Origin of the sequence: Anaerocolumna chitinilytica, from assembly GCF_014218355.1 — a bacterium.
Lineage (GTDB): Bacteria > Bacillota > Clostridia > Lachnospirales > Lachnospiraceae > Anaerocolumna > Anaerocolumna chitinilytica.
Genome location: NZ_AP023368.1, coordinates 5,303,064 through 5,321,006 on the forward strand (window position 1 = coordinate 5,303,064; position 17,943 = coordinate 5,321,006).

The 17,943-nt window shown below is 37.0% G+C and carries 27 protein-coding genes; 4 read left to right on the forward strand and 23 right to left on the reverse strand.

Annotated elements, in window-relative coordinates; translation table 11 throughout:
* Nucleotides 1-11: 11 nt before the first annotated feature.
* The 16 genes from bsdcttw_RS23405 to bsdcttw_RS23480 form a co-directional block, all read right to left on the reverse strand.
* Entirely contained in the window at nucleotides 12-173 is a 162-nt protein-coding gene (locus bsdcttw_RS23405) for a hypothetical protein (RefSeq protein ID WP_185257171.1), read from the reverse strand.
* A gap of 33 nt (nucleotides 174-206) precedes the next feature.
* The gene (locus bsdcttw_RS23410; RefSeq protein WP_185257172.1) at nucleotides 207-488 is read right to left on the reverse strand and encodes a hypothetical protein; all 282 of its coding nucleotides are present in this window, start codon (nucleotides 486-488) and stop codon (nucleotides 207-209) included.
* Nucleotides 485-805 (reverse strand): hypothetical protein, encoded by a 321-nt coding sequence (locus tag bsdcttw_RS23415; protein WP_185257173.1) that lies wholly within the window; start codon nucleotides 803-805, stop codon nucleotides 485-487. The genes bsdcttw_RS23410 and bsdcttw_RS23415 overlap by 4 nt, the downstream gene beginning before the upstream one ends.
* 1 nt (nucleotide 806) lies before the next feature.
* On the reverse strand, nucleotides 807-1,655 hold the full coding sequence (locus bsdcttw_RS23420) for a DnaA ATPase domain-containing protein (protein WP_225903739.1): 849 nt from the start codon (nucleotides 1,653-1,655) through the stop codon (nucleotides 807-809).
* The gene (locus bsdcttw_RS23425; RefSeq protein WP_185257174.1) at nucleotides 1,549-2,334 is read right to left on the reverse strand and encodes a phage replisome organizer N-terminal domain-containing protein; all 786 of its coding nucleotides are present in this window, start codon (nucleotides 2,332-2,334) and stop codon (nucleotides 1,549-1,551) included. Before bsdcttw_RS23425 ends, bsdcttw_RS23420 begins: the two co-directional genes overlap by 107 nt.
* Complete coding sequence (locus bsdcttw_RS23430) at nucleotides 2,335-2,754, reverse strand: RusA family crossover junction endodeoxyribonuclease (protein WP_185257175.1); 420 nt, start codon at nucleotides 2,752-2,754, stop codon at nucleotides 2,335-2,337.
* 143 nt (nucleotides 2,755-2,897) lie between these two features.
* A complete protein-coding gene (locus bsdcttw_RS23435; protein WP_185257176.1) occupies nucleotides 2,898-3,524 on the reverse strand; it encodes a putative HNHc nuclease in 627 nt (208 codons plus the stop codon).
* A 5-nt stretch (nucleotides 3,525-3,529) separates the two neighbouring features.
* Nucleotides 3,530-4,060: a hypothetical protein gene (locus bsdcttw_RS23440; RefSeq protein WP_185257177.1), complete on the reverse strand. Its 531-nt coding sequence runs from the start codon at nucleotides 4,058-4,060 to the stop codon at nucleotides 3,530-3,532.
* Complete coding sequence (locus bsdcttw_RS23445) at nucleotides 4,060-4,635, reverse strand: HD domain-containing protein (protein WP_185257178.1); 576 nt, start codon at nucleotides 4,633-4,635, stop codon at nucleotides 4,060-4,062. The genes bsdcttw_RS23440 and bsdcttw_RS23445 overlap by 1 nt, the downstream gene beginning before the upstream one ends.
* On the reverse strand, nucleotides 4,620-4,796 hold the full coding sequence (locus bsdcttw_RS23450; RefSeq protein WP_185257179.1) for a hypothetical protein: 177 nt from the start codon (nucleotides 4,794-4,796) through the stop codon (nucleotides 4,620-4,622). The genes bsdcttw_RS23445 and bsdcttw_RS23450 overlap by 16 nt, the downstream gene beginning before the upstream one ends.
* Nucleotides 4,793-5,002, reverse strand: coding sequence for a hypothetical protein (locus tag bsdcttw_RS23455; RefSeq protein ID WP_185257180.1), 210 nt, complete (start codon nucleotides 5,000-5,002; stop codon nucleotides 4,793-4,795). Before bsdcttw_RS23455 ends, bsdcttw_RS23450 begins: the two co-directional genes overlap by 4 nt.
* Nucleotides 5,003-5,019: 17 nt before the next feature.
* Nucleotides 5,020-5,514, reverse strand: a complete 495-nt coding sequence (locus bsdcttw_RS23460) for a hypothetical protein (RefSeq protein WP_185257181.1) — start codon at nucleotides 5,512-5,514, stop codon at nucleotides 5,020-5,022.
* 238 nt (nucleotides 5,515-5,752) lie between these two features.
* Entirely contained in the window at nucleotides 5,753-5,971 is a 219-nt protein-coding gene (locus bsdcttw_RS23465) for a hypothetical protein (RefSeq protein ID WP_185257182.1), read from the reverse strand.
* A 2-nt stretch (nucleotides 5,972-5,973) separates the two neighbouring features.
* A complete protein-coding gene (locus bsdcttw_RS23470) occupies nucleotides 5,974-6,204 on the reverse strand; it encodes a hypothetical protein (RefSeq protein WP_185257183.1) in 231 nt (76 codons plus the stop codon).
* A gap of 75 nt (nucleotides 6,205-6,279) precedes the next feature.
* Nucleotides 6,280-6,561, reverse strand: coding sequence for a hypothetical protein (locus tag bsdcttw_RS23475; protein WP_185257184.1), 282 nt, complete (start codon nucleotides 6,559-6,561; stop codon nucleotides 6,280-6,282).
* Between the two features lie 33 nt (nucleotides 6,562-6,594).
* Nucleotides 6,595-7,530, reverse strand: coding sequence for a phage antirepressor KilAC domain-containing protein (locus bsdcttw_RS23480; protein ID WP_269140608.1), 936 nt, complete (start codon nucleotides 7,528-7,530; stop codon nucleotides 6,595-6,597).
* A gap of 409 nt (nucleotides 7,531-7,939) precedes the next feature.
* Here bsdcttw_RS23480 and bsdcttw_RS23485 point away from each other — a divergent pair, with 409 nt between their 5' ends.
* On the forward strand, nucleotides 7,940-8,131 hold the full coding sequence (locus bsdcttw_RS23485; RefSeq protein WP_185257185.1) for a hypothetical protein: 192 nt from the start codon (nucleotides 7,940-7,942) through the stop codon (nucleotides 8,129-8,131).
* Here bsdcttw_RS23485 and bsdcttw_RS23490 read toward each other — a convergent pair whose 3' ends face one another.
* The 4 genes from bsdcttw_RS23490 to bsdcttw_RS23505 all read right to left on the reverse strand — a co-directional run bounded on the left by bsdcttw_RS23490 (nucleotide 8,132) and on the right by bsdcttw_RS23505 (nucleotide 9,488).
* A complete protein-coding gene (locus bsdcttw_RS23490) occupies nucleotides 8,132-8,290 on the reverse strand; it encodes a hypothetical protein (RefSeq protein ID WP_185257186.1) in 159 nt (52 codons plus the stop codon).
* An 82-nt stretch (nucleotides 8,291-8,372) separates the two neighbouring features.
* Complete coding sequence (locus tag bsdcttw_RS23495) at nucleotides 8,373-9,029, reverse strand: Rha family transcriptional regulator (RefSeq protein WP_185257187.1); 657 nt, start codon at nucleotides 9,027-9,029, stop codon at nucleotides 8,373-8,375.
* A 16-nt stretch (nucleotides 9,030-9,045) separates the two neighbouring features.
* On the reverse strand, nucleotides 9,046-9,258 hold the full coding sequence (locus bsdcttw_RS23500; protein WP_185257188.1) for a helix-turn-helix domain-containing protein: 213 nt from the start codon (nucleotides 9,256-9,258) through the stop codon (nucleotides 9,046-9,048).
* Between the two features lie 23 nt (nucleotides 9,259-9,281).
* Entirely contained in the window at nucleotides 9,282-9,488 is a 207-nt protein-coding gene (locus bsdcttw_RS23505) for a helix-turn-helix domain-containing protein (protein ID WP_185257189.1), read from the reverse strand.
* A 166-nt stretch (nucleotides 9,489-9,654) separates the two neighbouring features.
* Between bsdcttw_RS23505 and bsdcttw_RS23510 the strand changes: the two genes are divergently transcribed.
* Both bsdcttw_RS23510 and bsdcttw_RS23515 read left to right on the forward strand, forming a co-directional pair.
* Nucleotides 9,655-9,993 (forward strand): helix-turn-helix domain-containing protein, encoded by a 339-nt coding sequence (locus tag bsdcttw_RS23510; protein ID WP_185257190.1) that lies wholly within the window; start codon nucleotides 9,655-9,657, stop codon nucleotides 9,991-9,993.
* A gap of 10 nt (nucleotides 9,994-10,003) precedes the next feature.
* Nucleotides 10,004-11,227 (forward strand): tyrosine-type recombinase/integrase, encoded by a 1,224-nt coding sequence (locus bsdcttw_RS23515; protein ID WP_185257191.1) that lies wholly within the window; start codon nucleotides 10,004-10,006, stop codon nucleotides 11,225-11,227.
* Between the two features lie 52 nt (nucleotides 11,228-11,279).
* On the opposite strand, the gene rlmD is transcribed toward bsdcttw_RS23515, so the two are convergent.
* The 3 genes from rlmD to bsdcttw_RS23530 form a co-directional block, all read right to left on the reverse strand.
* On the reverse strand, nucleotides 11,280-12,605 hold the full coding sequence (gene rlmD / locus bsdcttw_RS23520) for a 23S rRNA (uracil(1939)-C(5))-methyltransferase RlmD (RefSeq protein WP_185259940.1): 1,326 nt from the start codon (nucleotides 12,603-12,605) through the stop codon (nucleotides 11,280-11,282).
* Between the two features lie 113 nt (nucleotides 12,606-12,718).
* Nucleotides 12,719-13,660 (reverse strand): 3'-5' exoribonuclease YhaM family protein, encoded by a 942-nt coding sequence (locus tag bsdcttw_RS23525; protein ID WP_185257192.1) that lies wholly within the window; start codon nucleotides 13,658-13,660, stop codon nucleotides 12,719-12,721.
* Between the two features lie 226 nt (nucleotides 13,661-13,886).
* On the reverse strand, nucleotides 13,887-15,332 hold the full coding sequence (locus tag bsdcttw_RS23530) for a S1C family serine protease (protein WP_185257193.1): 1,446 nt from the start codon (nucleotides 15,330-15,332) through the stop codon (nucleotides 13,887-13,889).
* 214 nt (nucleotides 15,333-15,546) lie between these two features.
* On the opposite strand from bsdcttw_RS23530, the gene bsdcttw_RS23535 reads away from it, so the two are divergent.
* Nucleotides 15,547-17,943, forward strand: coding sequence for an endonuclease MutS2 (locus bsdcttw_RS23535; protein ID WP_185257194.1), 2,397 nt, complete (start codon nucleotides 15,547-15,549; stop codon nucleotides 17,941-17,943).

A 17,943-nucleotide genomic window follows, 5' to 3' on the forward strand; every position in this document is an offset into this window, starting at 1 on the left:
CTCCTAACCGTTCAACGTTTTGCTGTCTTCATAACCTCATTCACACATTTTGAACAGATGTATAATTCACTGCCTCTTTTTGTTTTGATATATTGATAGGATCCTATCACTTCAATTCCACAATACGAACATATTTTAACTTCTGGTTCTTTTAATTCTGGTTTTTTCTTCACCGTTCATTCTCCTTTCTTTTATTTTCCGGTGAACTACTTCACCTTATCCTTTTCTGCTTTTTGCTTCCAATATCTTTCACGCATATAAGCATTACGTTGCGTTCTGTGATTCTTTTGCCATTCACTGTTACGTTTTATTCTTATTTCTTTTTCATCCGGATACCGATTTCTGTCACGTTCTCTTTCCTTCTCTGAGTTTTCAGAGCGATACCTGTTATATTTATCGCGGTTATCTTGTCCTTCGTCCCGGATGCAATCAGAATATTGACAATTAAAGCACTGGACCGGAGTTGGGTTTATGTATTGACATTTCATCCGATTACCTCCGTATGCCTCCTCCAACCTCCCTTAACACGTTCACTTACTATTCGTGCCTTGCCATTTCTTATCATTCCGGCTATCTCATATATCTTGTCCCATTCATGCCATAATGTTACAGGCATGCTATTAGATGGTGTTTCTCTAAGTCCTATAGGTTCAATGAGATATTTTCCTTTAACTTTTTCTCCTAATCCGACTGCGGATGTTAAATAACCTGGCTCCAGTCCCCACATTCTTGCTAACATTGGTATTGTGGCGCCTTGCATTATTAATTTATTTTCTTCTGTATCTGTTACATTAAATAATCTCATATCAATTCCTCCTTAATCCATTAATCAAATTCACATTGTCGTTGTCCGCTATGTAATCCCTTACTGATTCTTCCGGGAAATGAAGAATAAATGTCTTTTCCTTTACTCGGCTTTTTATTCTGTCCTCATACGGAAGATCCTGTTGAGAATAATTACTGGTGTATATTGTGATTTTATTATTGTTGTATCTCTCGTTAATGATGTTGTAGAAGTTTTCATTGACAAAATCAGATATCTTCTCTATTCCAAAATCATCAATTATCAATACTTCCGCGGTGCATAAGGCTGATATCAATTCTGACTGTGTGCATGACCTAGTCTCTTTATCAAATGTGTTTTTTATCTCCTGCACAATCTTACTTGATGTAGCAAACTTTACCCGGGTATCATGATTTTTCATTAATTCATTCGCAATACTGGCAGCCATTCTTGTTTTGCCGCTTCCCTTTACATCGCTGTATATGTACAACCCTTTTCCTGTAGCCTTGTGGCTCTCTATTTGCTCCAAATACAGCCTAATAGCTTTTAAGAGTATATTAATATCCCTACGGCTATTATCTTGCCTGTATATGTCATTATGAAAGTTTTCTAACATCATTCCTTTGAATGCATCCGGTATATTTGCAAAAGTGATTCTTTTGCTTTCAACCTTTTTCTTTCTGCATACACATTCTTTTGCCATATCAGTTCCGTTCTGTGCCGTTGTCCAGATAAATCCGTTTTCATCACATCCGTAAGGGCATTTATTCGATTCCGGCTTCGGCTGCAAGCTCGTTAAGTGACTTTTCTCCAACTCTTGGAGTAGTTGTTCGAACTCCGTCACCGGGACCTGGTTTTCTATATCCGACATTCTGCACCCCCTTACTATCTTTCTCCCAATTACGAACAGCAGCTTTCCAGTCTTTCATTTTGTTTTTTCCTACCATCCAGCCTTTAGAAGAATAAAAATCAAAGAATCTTTCCGGGTCTACCCTGTTATTACGTTCAATGCAATATGATTTAATTTCTTCTGGTGTAGGTGGAGTGAAACGACTACTATTCTTTTTATTATCTTTATCTATATATATATCTTTCTCTATATCTATCTCTATACTCTTACTTGGACATGTTGGACTTGCTTCGGACATTTCTAGGACATTGTTAGGACATTGTCCTATTTTTGACCTAGTTTTCCTTTTTTGCTCTGCCCAATAGGTTTCACTGCCTATCAATTTTTCTATCTCAGCCATAAATATTGTCTGATCTGAAAGTATTTCTATCATTTTTAGCTCTGTAAATACCTTCATGGCCGAACGAACAATATCAATATTAGTGTTAGTGATAGTAGAAAGCATCTGCTCGTTGTATGGAATCGTATCCGAGAATCTTAGTTCTCCTATATGGTCTACGCTCTCAACAAGCAATTTGAGATAGAATAATACGTAATCCTTACCGTTAGGCATGTTCTCAATTATCTGTATATCATGCCGTTTAAAAAAATCTTTCTTAAGACGAAGCCAGTAATACTTTTTATCTTTTTCATCCAACATCTAATCACCAACCTCTTCAATATCAACATTCACACAGGCAAAAGGCTTATAAAACTTTCTTACTTCAAGTGTTACAACCTGTGTATCATCCTTATATGCAATTCCGTTTAATGCATCAAGGACAACTTTTGCTATATTATCAATATCAGGCTTTTTAGTCGGCCTTATTTTGTCGGTTAGCATCTCTATTCTTTTAGATTTTGATGTGCTTTTTGCTGGTTCAAAGCAAGCCTTGATATATACTCTTAAAGGCTTATCAGATATGTAATTAGTATTTTTCTGGTAACATAATTTTATAAGATTTTCATATAACACAGTTTTTTCTGGGGTAATACTTGCCATGCGTCCTGATTTATTATTAAAAAATGTCCTGGCTCTTGCTTTCCCTTGTGGAGGTCCAGGTATTTCAAAAGATATCATTAATTCTCCTTTCCCCGGAGGGCCAGGCTCAGCCCACCGGATAAAGAGGTCAGCAATATAAGATCGTGACATGCTATACATTATTGACCTACAAGTAAGTGCTTAATTAAACGGCACTGATTAATTAGTTTCTATGTATAGGGTTAAGCATTATACTTAATTCCGTATACTTTGTATTTTTCTTCGAACCTGTCGCGGCCTATCGTGTGTGCTTCGGTGTGATGTGTCCTGCAAAGGCATATCTTGCGATTTTCGGTATCGTCATAGACTTTCCTGTCCTGTCCCATACCTATCGCATCCCAGTGGTGTATTTCGCCTTTTAAACCGCATACAGCGCATTTACTATTCTTAAGGCAAGCATATAATATATGGTTAATATCATCCGTTCTGTTGATTGCCAAGTCGGTTAAAATAACACCGTTTTCAATTGCATAATCCAATATGGTGTTTATAAATTCTCTGGCTCTATCAACGCTGCAATTTGATAGGCTAAAATAATCACAACCGGTTCTCGAGATATGCAGGTACTTAAGCCATTCTTTTAATTCTTCAGGGAGATAACCGGTATGAATTGATATGTCAGCCATAGTTGCATATGCTTTTTTGCGCTGTTCCGCGGTGATAAGTCTACCATCATCAAGCCATACACCGCACTGTCGAATGTTCTTTGATTCTATAGTCTCTTGAAGATTTCGTTTAGGTATAAAGATGTTAAAATAGGTTCCGTCCTGTGATACTTTATAAGCTTTAATATTTGCCAGCTCATACATTCGCATCAGCCTTTCTTTCTGCAGTCAAACATAAAAACATTCTTTTTTGTTTTTGAATCATTTATTGCTAAAGCTTCAATGTTTTTCGCATCATCGTAAAAAATCTGGGATACATAAAAATTATCCTTGCATGTATATTTCTTTTTTCCTTGAAATTCCGATGATGTTATATTACATTTATCTGAAGATATCCATATAAATGGAGCCGTGTACAACTCTCTTCCAATACCCCAATTAAAACAAGCCCTCTTAAATGAATCAGATGCAAGTCCTTTTTCTTTTTCTGTAAAGCTTTCTGTGCCGGTGTCTTCTTTGCTTATCCATTGAGATTTTTCATTGTCCCATATAGATACAATACAATTTGCGTTATCCCTGGTATGATCTCTTTTCCAATTGTAAGAACCTACGGTTTCATCCAAAATATTCATGTCGCATCTTGCATCTTTGTAAAGCAGTAATGATATACCTTTTTCTGTAACTGTAGCTATTCTTACATCAATTTCACTAGCCATTAATGTTCTAAAAACCAATCCCATTATTCCTCTACCTCCTCATTTGATTTTTCAACCACGCGGCTGCACCACATATCAGCAAAATGCAGTAAAAGATAAAGCGGAGTTTCTTTTCCTTGAAGAGTATATTTAAATTCTCCATACATACCATTGTGCATTAGAATTGCCCAGTTCTCTTCTTCTGTTAGCTGAATAAATTGTGATGCTATATGTATGCTACGGACTTCGTGCGGAACGCTGAGTAATAAAGGATTTGTAACATATGGTTTATTTTCAGATTGTTTAAATCCGCCCTTTCTATCAGATATCATATTTTCTACATAATTAGGCTTACCGTATTGTCCGGCCTTTCCTAAATCATGAAGTAATGAAGTAATGACAATACTATTAAAATCTATTTTGCTATTTGTTGCCTTCCAAAAGCAGCACATATACTCAAATACATTTAGGCTGTGTTCTGCAAGTCCACCTTCTTTTGAAAGATGGTGCTGTCCGCTGCATGGCGATGTAAAGTATCCGTTAATTTTCATCCAGTTAATTAGTTTTTCAATTCCAGGTATATTGGTATTGTTAAGTAATGAAATTATTGTTTCTTCCACGGTTTCTTTCCTCCTAATTCAATATAAGTTTGTGGGTCATAATAAAACGGTAAATCCTTTGGGTTTATATCTTCTTCTTGCTCCAATCTCTTCCGCCTGCGCTCCTGCCTGTCAATTTCAGATTCGTAGGATTCAAAGTCGCTGTAATTATCCGGTATCATGCAATCAGCTCCTTTAAATACCTCTCTATCTCGTCAAGGCCAGTATAACCAAACTTGGGATAAGTGGAGATATGTATAATAATTCTGTAAGTGACGGGTTCCTGATGGTATAGGTCAACAACATCACCGTTGTAGCTTATGGATGTAATAAACCCTTTTTCACGAGCTTCTTTGCAAAGGTTAAAAACTGATAATAATTTTTCCATACTGAAACCTCTCTTTCTTAACTATTTGAATGTTCGGAGTTGTAATCCTCTATGATTTTATAAAACTCAGAAGCTTTAATCTCTTCCATACAGCTATGTAATTCAAAAGATCCATTAGCACTTATGGAGCCGTACAATACATCACCGATATTAAATAATCGTTCAGTAAAATGACCATATACGTGTACAAGTCCGAAATAAGTGGGTTTATGCGCTGGCCTAATATCGCTCATTGTTGCCGTCCAAGCTTTGCCTACTTCCGAACGTACTTTGAACTGTCTCAGACCTCCGTCTCCGTATTCTTGTGTAAAATCTTCGCGGAACTTGTCTTTATCCCTCTCTGTAGGAACAATAAGGAGATATTTTTTATAAGGGATGAACCTGCTTGCTTCTATGTTATGCTTATCCGCAAATTCGTTAAAAATCTCTGCATTTCTCTTGTAATCATCCAGATATTGAAAGTAGTCTTTATACAACTCACTTTCTTTCTTAATTGTAAAGAATTTTTCCACTTGACAAATCCTCTCTTTCTGTTATTATTTCAATAGATTATTTTTATTAGTTTTCGACCGGCTGTGAGTATTGCGAGTACTTACAGCCTCTTTAATTAGTTGCAGGATGCAGATAGTGATTAATAATACGATTTCATATGTAAAGAACTGAGAAATTGTGATTTTATCGAAATACAAACTATCAACTTGTCCATACATTGCAGCTCCTAATATGACTTGGATTAGTGCAAGAATTAGCTTATAGAATTTCAATAAATGACGATGGGCTACCATCAATAACCACCTCAATTTCATTAGCCGACATAGATTCTGCCATATGAGCGACTTCTTCAAATCCATCATATGAAGCGCTGGAAAGTGAATTTCCTATTTCTTCTCCCTCTTCCATGGTTTCTACATCTAAGATTATTTCATGCCTGTATACCAATGTTTCTTCTACGCTGATTGTATATTTCACTGTTATTCCTCCTCTACTAATTCAAATTTAGTTGCAAAGCAATCATCTATAGCTGAATGGTTAAAAAATTTATGTATTTCATCAAGATTTTGAAAATTACTTTCCCAAATGTATCCTTCAAAATCTCTTAATGTACCATTTACTACATAAAGAATGGTTCCTGGAACACCAAATGTTGATTCACTTTCTGCACCGATATTCTCCACTACTCTGATTTTGAAATTACCTCCCATGATTCCTCCTTAATTTTTGTTCTCCACAACTTTTATTTTGTATCCAAGCTCTTTTTGTATTTCTTCAATTGTCATTTATTTTATAGATTCTCTTTTCCATAACAACATACCTTTTTCTGAAAGGATTAATAAATTTCGCATGCCTGGCTTATCATACACAAAACAAATATCGTAATTGCTATCATTATAACTTTTAAGGCTATCATCATATCCATCACCAACAACAAAACCATTCGAATTAGCAAAGACAATGTCTTGATGTTCATATAAATTTGTATCGCAATCCTTGATAACTATATAAGTACGATTATTTTTAAGCTGTACTCTGTATCCTGTTTTTAAATCTGCCTTAGTCATTTTCTCTCCTTCTCTATGCGATATCGCTTATATTTACTTGGTTATTGGTTTCCTGTTACTAAGAAACTTATTAATAAAATACTGCTGGCCTTTACCGGTTACTTTTGTAGTCTTGCTTACCGTTACATGTCCATCCGAATGAACTATAGCTGTCTCTTTTACAACGAATAATTCTAATTCCATACTTCTTTGAGTAGGCATGTTATAATCAGTTCCTTGCCGCTTGATTAAGTAACCATTCTCACGCATCCATGCAAATAATCTTTTTTCACCAATATCAATGCCATTTTGCTTTATGATTTTTGCAAGTTCTCCGATAAGTATTGATTTGTCAGATATCATAACTGCGTTTGCAAAAACTACTTTAGGCTTGTCCTCTTCCTGCTTAATAAGAAGTTTTGTGTTAACCTCTCTTAATGATGCTATCTGTCTGTCTGCGATTTTCATTGCACGGGCCATGATCTGTTCTGGTGTATTCCATGCTTTTTCTAATTCAATAAAATATGTACGGCACTGCTTACCTTTTTCTGTGCGCTGAAGCATGCAAATTTCTTTTGCAGCATCAATAGTTAGGTGATAATCAAGTAATTCTTGATGGTTTTGGGGGTGTACCATTTGGTACGGGGTATAATCTTTTCCTTCTTCAAATCCATATCCGGTCATTCGTTCGAACCATTTTGAAAATCTCTCTTCTAAGTCAAGAGTTTCATAAAGTTCTCTGGCAGATACTGTAGGATTATCTGTGTCGTAATTAATTGATATGAGTTCATTCAATTGCTTTTCATCTTTAATAAGAGTAATGTCACGGTGAGAAATAAAATACTCTCCATTTTCATTACGTGCTGCATCCACATCTAATTCGCTAACGGATGTAATTGTTACAATTTCACCCAGTAAAAACTTATGATTAGTTGTATTAGCCGTGATTCTAGCTTTGTCTCCTATTTTATATAATTCATGGTTATACAATGCTTGTCCTCCTTATTTGAATAAATATAGGAACTTCCATACTACAGCTCCAGATACAATGATTAAGACACAAATTACTAATGCATCTGATAAATTCAATAATTTGTCCTCCTTATTTTTCTTTCTTTTTGCTTATTGTGGATAAATACGCTATGGTTAAGCATATTATCAATGTTACAAGTACTGGTGTTGTAAACATGCTTGTCCTCCTTATAATAATTTTAGTATTAAATTAACAACTACCAATCCGGTTAATAATCCAGCACCAAGTACAAATGCTTGTAGGAAAATTTCTAAATATTCTTTGGCTTTCTTTTTCACTGCCTGTCCTCCTTATGGAATATTTTGTTATATTGTGGTACAATCTCCTTACAGGCTGCCGGGCCTAGTACAAATGAAAGGAGACACTATGACTACTAAAGAACTAGATAAATTACTTAATGATTCATTAATTGCTTATTCAAGTGAGATTCGTTCTTGCTACAAAGAAGGTGGTAAAGAACCTGTTAACGAAGGAGATATAGTTGAATTAGCCAGACAAACTTTCTATACAATGGATGAATTTAGAAAGAATATCATTAAATACCTTGAATCAAAGTAATTACATTCCAGTCGGCTTACGGATTCCATTTCGTTCAACCATTTTTGCTAATCCCTGTAAGTCGACTTCTCCATTCGAAAATGTAGTAGCGGTTGATTTCTTCTCCAGTTCATTTACCCTAAAAACTAATGCCTGCCATCTTTTCTTTGATATGAACATCTGATTTCCTCCTTTCTCTTTAATGGGTTAGTTGATATGTAGTCATTTCTATTATGTGGAATGTTAAATATTTTATATTTTCCTATACTGCTTGTCCTATATAAGCAATATCCTTAAATGATTCCAGCCGGCCCTTGCAGTCTTGGTATATCTCTTTGTAATGCTTGTCTCTCATGATTCCAGCTTCAATAACATGTAATATGATATTTTCTACCAGCTCCAAATTATTAAGCTGCGATATCGTGGCATCATCCCTTTTCTTAATACCTGCGATCCCATTCGCTAACTTTGAATATGTCAGATACAGCATGTCCGCATGTTCACTTCCCTGGCTCTTTGCATACTCTACCAGTTTCTGAATAGTATCAGTCTCTGATTTTCTGGTTAACTTTCCGTGGTACCGGGTTGCTATCCATTCGCTGGATTGTCGCTCTAGGATGAAGCGACGCATTTCGTAGAATTGCTTTACTAACTCAATTTTAAACTTACGGACCTTTTCACTGTTTCTTAGGTAAGTCATAAGTAATGTGGCTTGTTCCTCGTTCAAAAGAAATAATTCAGTAGGTCTACCACCTGTACTTTCCTCATTTGAAATGAGCAAAGTCCCGAACTCTTCAAAGTCATTTTTGTACTTTTTAATAATTTCTCTGATTGCATGGTGTTGATTATTTGTACCTTCTGAGATTACTTTACTATTTGTGAATACATCATTTCCGCTAATGGAAACTAAATTATTCAATATTTGCTCCTTTCTCCTATGCTCTTTTAAGTTCTGTAATATCGTTAATATCAGACAAGTCTTTCCCTTCATAATCAATCAAGAACTGCTCAAGAGCTTGCTTTCTTACTCTAATGCTTCCGAGTTTTAATGCTGGAAGTTTTCCGGACTTAATAAGTTCATATATGTATGCCGGATTTGTTTTAAGTATCTTTGATACTTCCTTTACTGTTAATACCATATCATCCATATTTTCACCTCTATAGTAACTTATTAAGTTACATCATCTGCAAAAAAAATATCCATAGGGTTTTCAATGTGCAACTCTTTAATCATTACACTAATTTCGTCACTTCCGAAGATTCCTTTTTTCATTTTTTCATAAAATGTTTGTGGAACAATATCAAGCTTTCTTGCTACTTGACTTTGTGTTAATCCGTTCTTTGCAATGATTCCTCGGAGTTCATTTACTTTAATCAAACAATTTCCTCCTTTCATATTTTATTTAACCAATATAGTAACTTGTGAGGTTACTTTTATTATATCACCATAAAGTAACTTGTCAAGTGATTTTTTTGTTGACTTATAAGAATTTTATGATATAATAAACACATAAATTTACATTAATTATGAAGGAGATAAAGAAATGACAATCGGGGACAGAATAAAAGAACTAAGGGAGGAAAGAAAGATAACTCAGGAGGAGTTAGCCAAATATATTAATACAACTAAGCAGACAATTCACAAATATGAAAATAATATAGTGACTAATATTCCATCTGATAAAATAGAGAAACTATCCGAGATTTTCAGTGTATCTCCTGCTTTTTTAATGGGATGGACAACTTCTCAAAAAGAAGAAGTTAAAATATCGCCTCTTTATGAAGCATTAGAAAAATTAGATATAAAAGAAGAAGAATTAACAGAAGAGGAAGTATCTAACATTGTAAATTTTATTAATTTTATGAGATCAAATAAGAAATAAGGAGGTAACTATGGAAGGTCACGTAAGGAAAAGAGGAGAAAAATGGTATTATTCTTTTGAATCGGCAAGCGTAGACGGAAAAAGAAAAAGAATAGAAAGAGTAGGCGGTAGAACTAAAAAGGAAGCAGAAGCCGCATTGAGAATTGCTCTGCAGGAATATAATAATGCAGGGCTTTTTTTTGAACCAAAACAAATATCTATAGCTGATTATATGGAATATTGGATGAATAATTACGTAAAAATAGAATGTAAGCCCAATACTCAGCGTATATATGGTGATATAATTAATCGTCATATTGACCCTTATTTAGGACAATTTAAATTAAACGCCATTACAGCACAAGTGCTTCAGCAACACATGAATCAACTATATGCTAAGGGTTTAAGCAAAAATTATCTAAGCAATATACTTGGAGTTTTATCAGGAGCGTTTCATTATGCTGTAGAACCAGGGCAATTTATTAAGGAAAATCCAATGGTTTATGTAAAAATGCCTAAATGTGCATTTAAAAAAGTTGAGACCGACCATAAGGTTATTACGGCGAAAGAATTCAATAGCATAATAGATAGATTTCCGTATGGGTCTCAATACTATATTATTCTTATGATATGTTTTTATACAGGACTTAGAATATCAGAATGCACTGGTTTATCATGGGATAGAATTGACCTTGAAGGAAGAAAAATAACTATTGATAGAATAATTGTAAAGCATGCAGATAAGAAGTGGTATCTAGAAACTCCTAAGACTTATTCATCATATCGAACTGTTCCAATTGGAGATAAGTTGCTAGATTCCTTAAAAAAGCATAGAAAATGGCAATTAGAAAATAGAATTAAATATGGAGAATTTTATAAACAATATTATTTTAGTAAAAGTAATATGATTTATGGATATGATAATTCAATAGAATATAAAACAACTGATGAAATAGTAGACTTTTTATGTACTCAAGATAACGGAACATTGGTAAATCCGGATTTATCTCGTTACTGTTCAAGAGTTATTAATTACGATTTAGGAATACAATTTAATTTTCATTCGCTTAGGCATACCCATGCAACAATTTTAATTGAAAGTGGAGCAAACATGAAAGATGTACAGCAACGTTTAGGGCACTCTCGATTAGCAACAACAATGGATACTTATGTAAAAGCTACCGAAAAAATGTCTTTAGAAACAGTAGATATATTTGAAAAAGCAGTCAATCTTGATTTGCCAACCAAAAAATAATTATGTTGGCACTTGGTTGGCAAATCAAACAATATTGCTGCTATATTTTATTTTAGCTACTGTATTTACTACAAAGTTGGCAGACTGTCTCCACATGCCCTGTATGCCCAAACTGGTCAACCGCCTGCACTCTCTTAAGCTCATACCCTCTAGCTGACAGATATTTCAGGTCTCTTCCCAAAGTTGCGGGGTCACAGGATACATAAACTACTTTCTTAGGTGCCATTAAGACAATGGTATCCAAAAGACTCTCTGCACAGCCTTTTCTTGGAGGATCCACAACAATTACATCGGCATAGATCTTTTCCTGCCCGAATTTTTCAGGCAATACTTCCTCTGCTGCTCCTATAAAGAATTCTGCATTTTCTATTCCGTTAATCCGTGCATTCTCTCTGGCATCCTCGATTGCCTGGGGAATAATCTCTACCCCATACACTTTCTTTGCTTTTGCAGCGAGAAAGAGGGAAATCGTACCGATACCGCAATACAAATCCCATACGGTTTCATTGCCCTCCAGACCAGCGAATTCCAGTGCTTTCTCATATAGCACTCTTGTCTGAACCGGATTGACCTGATAAAAGGAAAGCGGTGAGATGCGAAACTTTACTGCTCCGATATAATCCGTGATATAAGGTTCTCCCCATAGAGGCTTTATCTTATTCCCAAGGATAACATTGGTCTTCTCTTTGTTAATATTCAGGGAAATACTTGTCATTCCCTTGATATCCTTTAACTTGTTAACCAACTTCTCTTTACCCGGCAAATCATTTCCGTTTATAATCAGGCATACCATAATCTCTCCCGTTACAAAGCCGACACGGGTTAATATGTGCCTGATAAGCCCTTCATGAGTCTCCTCATTATAAATGCTGATTCTCTCTTCTTCCAGAAAGCTCCGAACACATCTGATGATATCCTCATTTTCTTTTGCCTGAATACAGCAGTTCTCTGTATCAATAATGGTATGGGAGCCTCCAGCATAGAAACCAATTGCAAGCTTACCGTTTTTTATTCCAACGGGGAATTGTGCTTTATTGCGGTAATAGTAGGGAGTTTCCATTCCTATGATTGGTTCCATTACATATCCCTCTGTAATGCCGCCCAACCTTTCGATACAGTCCGTTACCTTTTTCTGCTTTCTTCGAAGCTGCTCTTCATAATCAAGATGCTGCAGAGTACAGCCTCCGCACTGAAAAGCAATTTTGCACTTTGGCTCCACACGGTAAGGGGAGGGCTCTATTACTTCCACTAGCCTGGCATAGCCATAGTTTTTCTTACATTTCATAACATGAACCCGAACGGTATCTCCTACCAGCGCATTCTTTACAAATAAAGTGTAGCCCTGGTACTTGCCGATACCTTCTCCGTCATTGCCCATGTCCTCTATGCGTATGATACATTCTTCATTTTTCTTTAAGATAGTATCTTCTTTCAATGTTAATCCCTTTCAAATAACTCAATTTATTGGTAGTCTCTTCGTTAAGCTCTCAACTAGAAAATGGTTCTTCTGATATTTGCTTCAAAGAGTCTGTTCATACCAAGCCAGGTTGCTTTCTCATCACCGCTGTTTAAGAATTCGGTCATCGTCTGAAGCTTCGCATCAGTGTTATCCGCGAAGTTTAAAGCCATTGCTTCTATAATAGAAGGCTTCTTGGGGGAGCCGTATTCCAGTTCTCCATGATGTGCCAGAATACAATGTTTTAGCTGTGATGCTAATGCCACAGGAAATCCAGGCATTGTCCTAATCTTTGCTCCGATGACTTCTGTTCCGATATAGATATGCCCTAATAGCTGACCATCATCGGTATAATCATTCTCCGGAAATACTGATAATTCCTCCATCTTGCCAATATCATGGAATATAGCAGCGCTAATAAGTAAATCCCTGTTAATCAAGGGATAATGATCTGCATAATAATCACACAATTTAGCTACCCCTAGTGTATGTTCTAAGAGTCCTCCCACAAAACCATGGTGAACACTTTTTGCAGCAGAATGCTTCTTAAAACGTTCTGCAAAGGAAGTGTCCTGCACAAAGAAACTCTCTAATAATTGTCGTAAATGAGGTTCTTTTACCTTACTGATGTATTTTAACAGTTCGCTATACATTTCATTGATGTTTTTTCCGGTGGTGGGAACAAAGTCCGAAGGATCATATTCGCCTTCATGGCTTCTGCGAACTCTTTTAATATTAAGCTGGAGCGCTCCCTGAAAATTTACCATCTGACCATCTACATGAATATATTCCATGCTCTCAAAATGGTCTATCCCCTGTGATAATTCCCATACCTTACCATCCAGTGTTCCGGATTTATCCTGCAGCAGAAGAGAGTAATAACTCTTTCCGGCTTTTGTTTTCAGTACTTGTTTCGTTTTACAAAGATAGGTTTCTGATATCATATCCCCATCTCTTAAATCTCCTATATATCTCATCCTGACCTCTTTCTAATATCACACTTAGGAATACAATTCCTTTTTAACCGTTAAGTCTTATATTTTGTGACTTCCGGCAATTGTATGACTCATTATAACCCATGCGTGCCGCCATTTCAACCGCTTTCCTATCAGAACCTGGAATCCCCTTCGCAAAAGGCAACCGGACAGTTTCCCAAACTATCCGGTTGCCTTTATAATACATCTGCTGCCTAAATCAGCAAATTTATTTTTTGTCATTTACTTTTCCAAGGACAACGGATAATTTGACCTCTTTCAATTTATCCTTCGTCATACGCTGTACCGTAACTACTACGGTATCCTTTGGACTTAGTTCTGTAATGGCATTATTAAAAGTTGCCACACTGTTAATAGGACTGGCACCTACCTGAGTTATCATATCTCCTATTTGGAGACCCGCATCCAGTGCCGGGGAATTACTCTCCACCTCAGTTACACAGACAGCATTGTCAAGGCCTTGTTTCTCTAGAGCCTGTTTTGTCATATCCGTACACTTTATACCGAAATAACTTCGTTCTGTCTGGTTTACCATAGCCTGGATGGTTTTCTTTATTTTTGATATGCCAATCACGGTGCTTACATTTTCTTTTCCCTGGTCTTTTAGCTTATTGGTAATGATTCCAATAACGTCACCGCTTAAATTGATAACAATTCCATCACTGCTTTCATTGGCGGTGATGTCTGTGGTAAATAAATCAACTTTATTATCCGTTATGTAGGTACCATAATTAATGCCCGATATAATGCCCAGTTCCATTGACCCCACATATCCGTTAGGACTTCCAAGTGCTACAATAGGTGAGCCCACAATAAGAGAATAAGATTCACCAAGCTCAGCTGGTTTTAGGCCTTCCTCATAAGCATCCGGTATATCTTCAAGGCTTGCCGCTAGAACTGCCAGATTCAAATCCTTATCATAATCCTGTATTCTGGCCTTAACAGATAAATCTTCGTTTATCTGAAGCTTGATATCCTTGGCATCCTTTATCTTATCATAGGTTACCAGAATTAATAAATCCACTGAATTGTTCGCTAATATAAGTCCGGTTGTATTATTTGTAACATCATAATTCTCGTTCTCATTCAAACCGTCAACCTTACTACTTGTACTGGTAATGTCAACAATTGAGCTGTTCACTCCTGTAGCCACTTCCCTGATTTCATAATAGATATTATTCAGGTCCTTTAAATCAGCTGACACATGGGTTTCAATATATGTGATTCCAGGTTTTGTACCATTCTTGCCGTTATCTTTTCCATTTTCGCCCTTAGCTGCTTCCGTAGGGGTTGCTGATGGAGTTGGCGTAGGAGATACGGCAGGACTATCTCCTGCTCCCGGGGTGATGGAAGGAAATTCTACGGTTTTCTTATCTCCCCCTTCTCCTAAAATCTTTACAATAATAGGATTAGCTAGGTAAAATACTAATGTTGCCACTACAGCGAACACACAAGCTAAAATAATCGTCCATAGAAGTGAGATAAGCATACGTGTCTTCCTGCTTCTTCTTCTGGACGATACCTGTTCCTGTATAAATAGATATTCATTGGAATCATTATTGGGTTTATCTTCTGACATCTTTAATTCTCTCCGGTTATTCAATCTATGATGCTGTATCCGATAACTGACTTTGAATAAATCAGAACGTCTCAATTTTTTTCTCCCTATGGACAATCCGTAAATATATTGTAACATGGACTTATGAACATTGTATGAATGAATTGTAAACAAACACCAGCATCTCCTCTATTTTCAAATTTATGGTTTTATTTTTACCCGAAATAAGGTAAAATGAGGAGTGTGGCGTATTTTATGCACAGTCAATCTCTGTGCAGCCTTATGAATTCGAGTTAAGAAAGAGGTTCCTATGAACGAGAAAGCGCTAAAAACCCTAGAATATTATAAAATGATAGAAAAGTTATCCTCTTTTGCAGGTTCAGGCCTTGGAAAAGCCCTTTGTAACAGCCTTTTACCTGTAAGTGATATAGATGTAATCAGAAAAACACAGAAGGAAACTTCCGATGCCCTCTCCCGAATCTTACGAAAGGGAAGCCTTGGCTTCTATGGTGTTCACGATATCCGCGGCTCTTTAAAGAGACTAGAAGTAGGATCAGCCCTAAGTGCTCAGGAATTACTGCACTTAAGCTCCGTACTGGACGCCACCGCAAGAATCAGGGCCTATGGCGTGAAGGATGGTGTGGATGGAGGTTCCGCTGTTACGGAGGCAGATTCCCTGGAAGAAATGTTTGTTTCCCTGGAACCTTTAACACTGCTGAATAACGAAATCAAACGCTGTATTATAAGTGAGGAAGAGATTGCCGATGATGCCAGTCCTGCATTAAAAAGCATCCGCAGGTCTTTAAAGCAGACCAATGATAAAATTCACGAGCAGCTTAATTCCATTGTGAACTCTACCGGTTCGAAAAATATTCTTCAGGAGAATATCGTTACCATGCGCAATGGCAGATACTGTATTCCTATTAAGCAGGAATACCGCAGCCAGTTCCCCGGTATGATTCATGACCAGTCTTCCTCCGGCTCCACCCTTTTTGTTGAGCCTATGGCAGTTGTAAAGCTAAACAATGATTTAAGAGAACTGGAAATCAAGGAAATACAGGAAATCGAACGCATATTGGCAGATCTAAGCGAGCAGGCAGGTGCACACAGTGAAAAACTTTATAATAATATTCAAGTACTGCCAAAGCTTGATTTTATTTTTGCCAAAGCCACCCTTTCCAAGCAGATAAAAGGAACGGAGCCGGTATTTAATGACAGAGGTATCGTAAATATCAAAAAAGGCCGCCATCCATTGATAGATGCGAAGAAAGTTGTACCAATCGATATTATTTTGGGAAAAGATTTTAACCTGCTGGTAATTACCGGCCCTAATACCGGCGGTAAGACGGTATCCTTAAAGACAGTAGGCCTCTTTACCCTCCTCGGTCAGGCAGGTCTTCATATCCCGGCCTTTGACGGCTCGGAACTTGCAGTCTTTGAAGAAGTTTATGCCGATATCGGTGATGAACAGAGTATAGAGCAATCTTTAAGTACTTTCTCCTCCCATATGACGAATACCGTATCTATTCTGGAGAAGGCAAATTATAAATCTCTTGTTTTATTTGATGAATTAGGTGCCGGAACAGATCCGACAGAAGGTGCGGCTCTTGCAATGGCTATCTTAAACTACCTTCATAAAAAAAATGTCCGTACCATGGCAACTACACACTACAGCGAGCTAAAGGTATATGCCCTTACAACGGAGGGAGTAAGCAATGCCTCCTGTGAATTTGATGTTGAGACACTTCGCCCCACTTATAAGCTTCTTATCGGAATTCCCGGCAAGAGCAATGCCTTTGCAATTTCCTCCAAGATAGGTCTTCCGGATTATATCATAGAGGATGCGAAGAACCTTATAGGTGTTCAGGAAAAGAGCTTTGAAGATGTTATATCAGACCTGGAAAAGAACCGTCTGGAGATCGAAAGAGAGAAGGAAGAAATCGCTTCCTTGAAAGAGCAGGCAAAAAACCTCCAATTACGCTTAGAGCAGCAGAACGAAAAGCTCGTAAAAGCAAAAGACCGTATAATGGCTGAAGCCAATGAAGAAGCCAGAAAGGTACTCCAGGAAGCAAAGGATGTTGCCGACCGCACAATTAAGAACTTTAACAAGTGGGGTATGGAAGGCGGTCTTGGCAAGGATATGGAGAATGAACGCGGTAAGATCAGAGACTTACTATCAGCCTCCGAAAGTAAGCTTGCTATAAAAGGAAAAAGAAAATCTGCTAAAACTCCGAAGCCCGGTGAGTTTAAAATCGGTGATGCTGTCCATGTAATCAGCTTGGATTTAAGAGGCACTGTCAGCACTCTTCCCAATGCCAAAGGTGATTTGTATGTGCAGATGGGAATTCTTCGCTCTCAGGTAAATATCAGTGATATTGAATTAATTGACGAACCGGATGTTACCGGTCCTAATCTCACCAAAACCGGCAGCGGCAAGATTAAACTCTCCAAAACCCTTAATATCCGCCCGGAGATTAATCTAATCGGAAAAACAGTGGATGAAGCATTGGCAGAATTAGATAAATATTTAGATGACGCCTACCTGTCCCATCTGCCCCAGGTAACAGTAATACATGGCCGCGGTACCGGTGCTCTTCGCAATGCCGTACACTCCCACCTTAAGAAGACCAAATATGTAAAGTCTTACAGAGAGGGTGCTTTTGGTGAAGGCGGTCAGGGAGTTACCGTAGTTGAATTTAAACAGTAG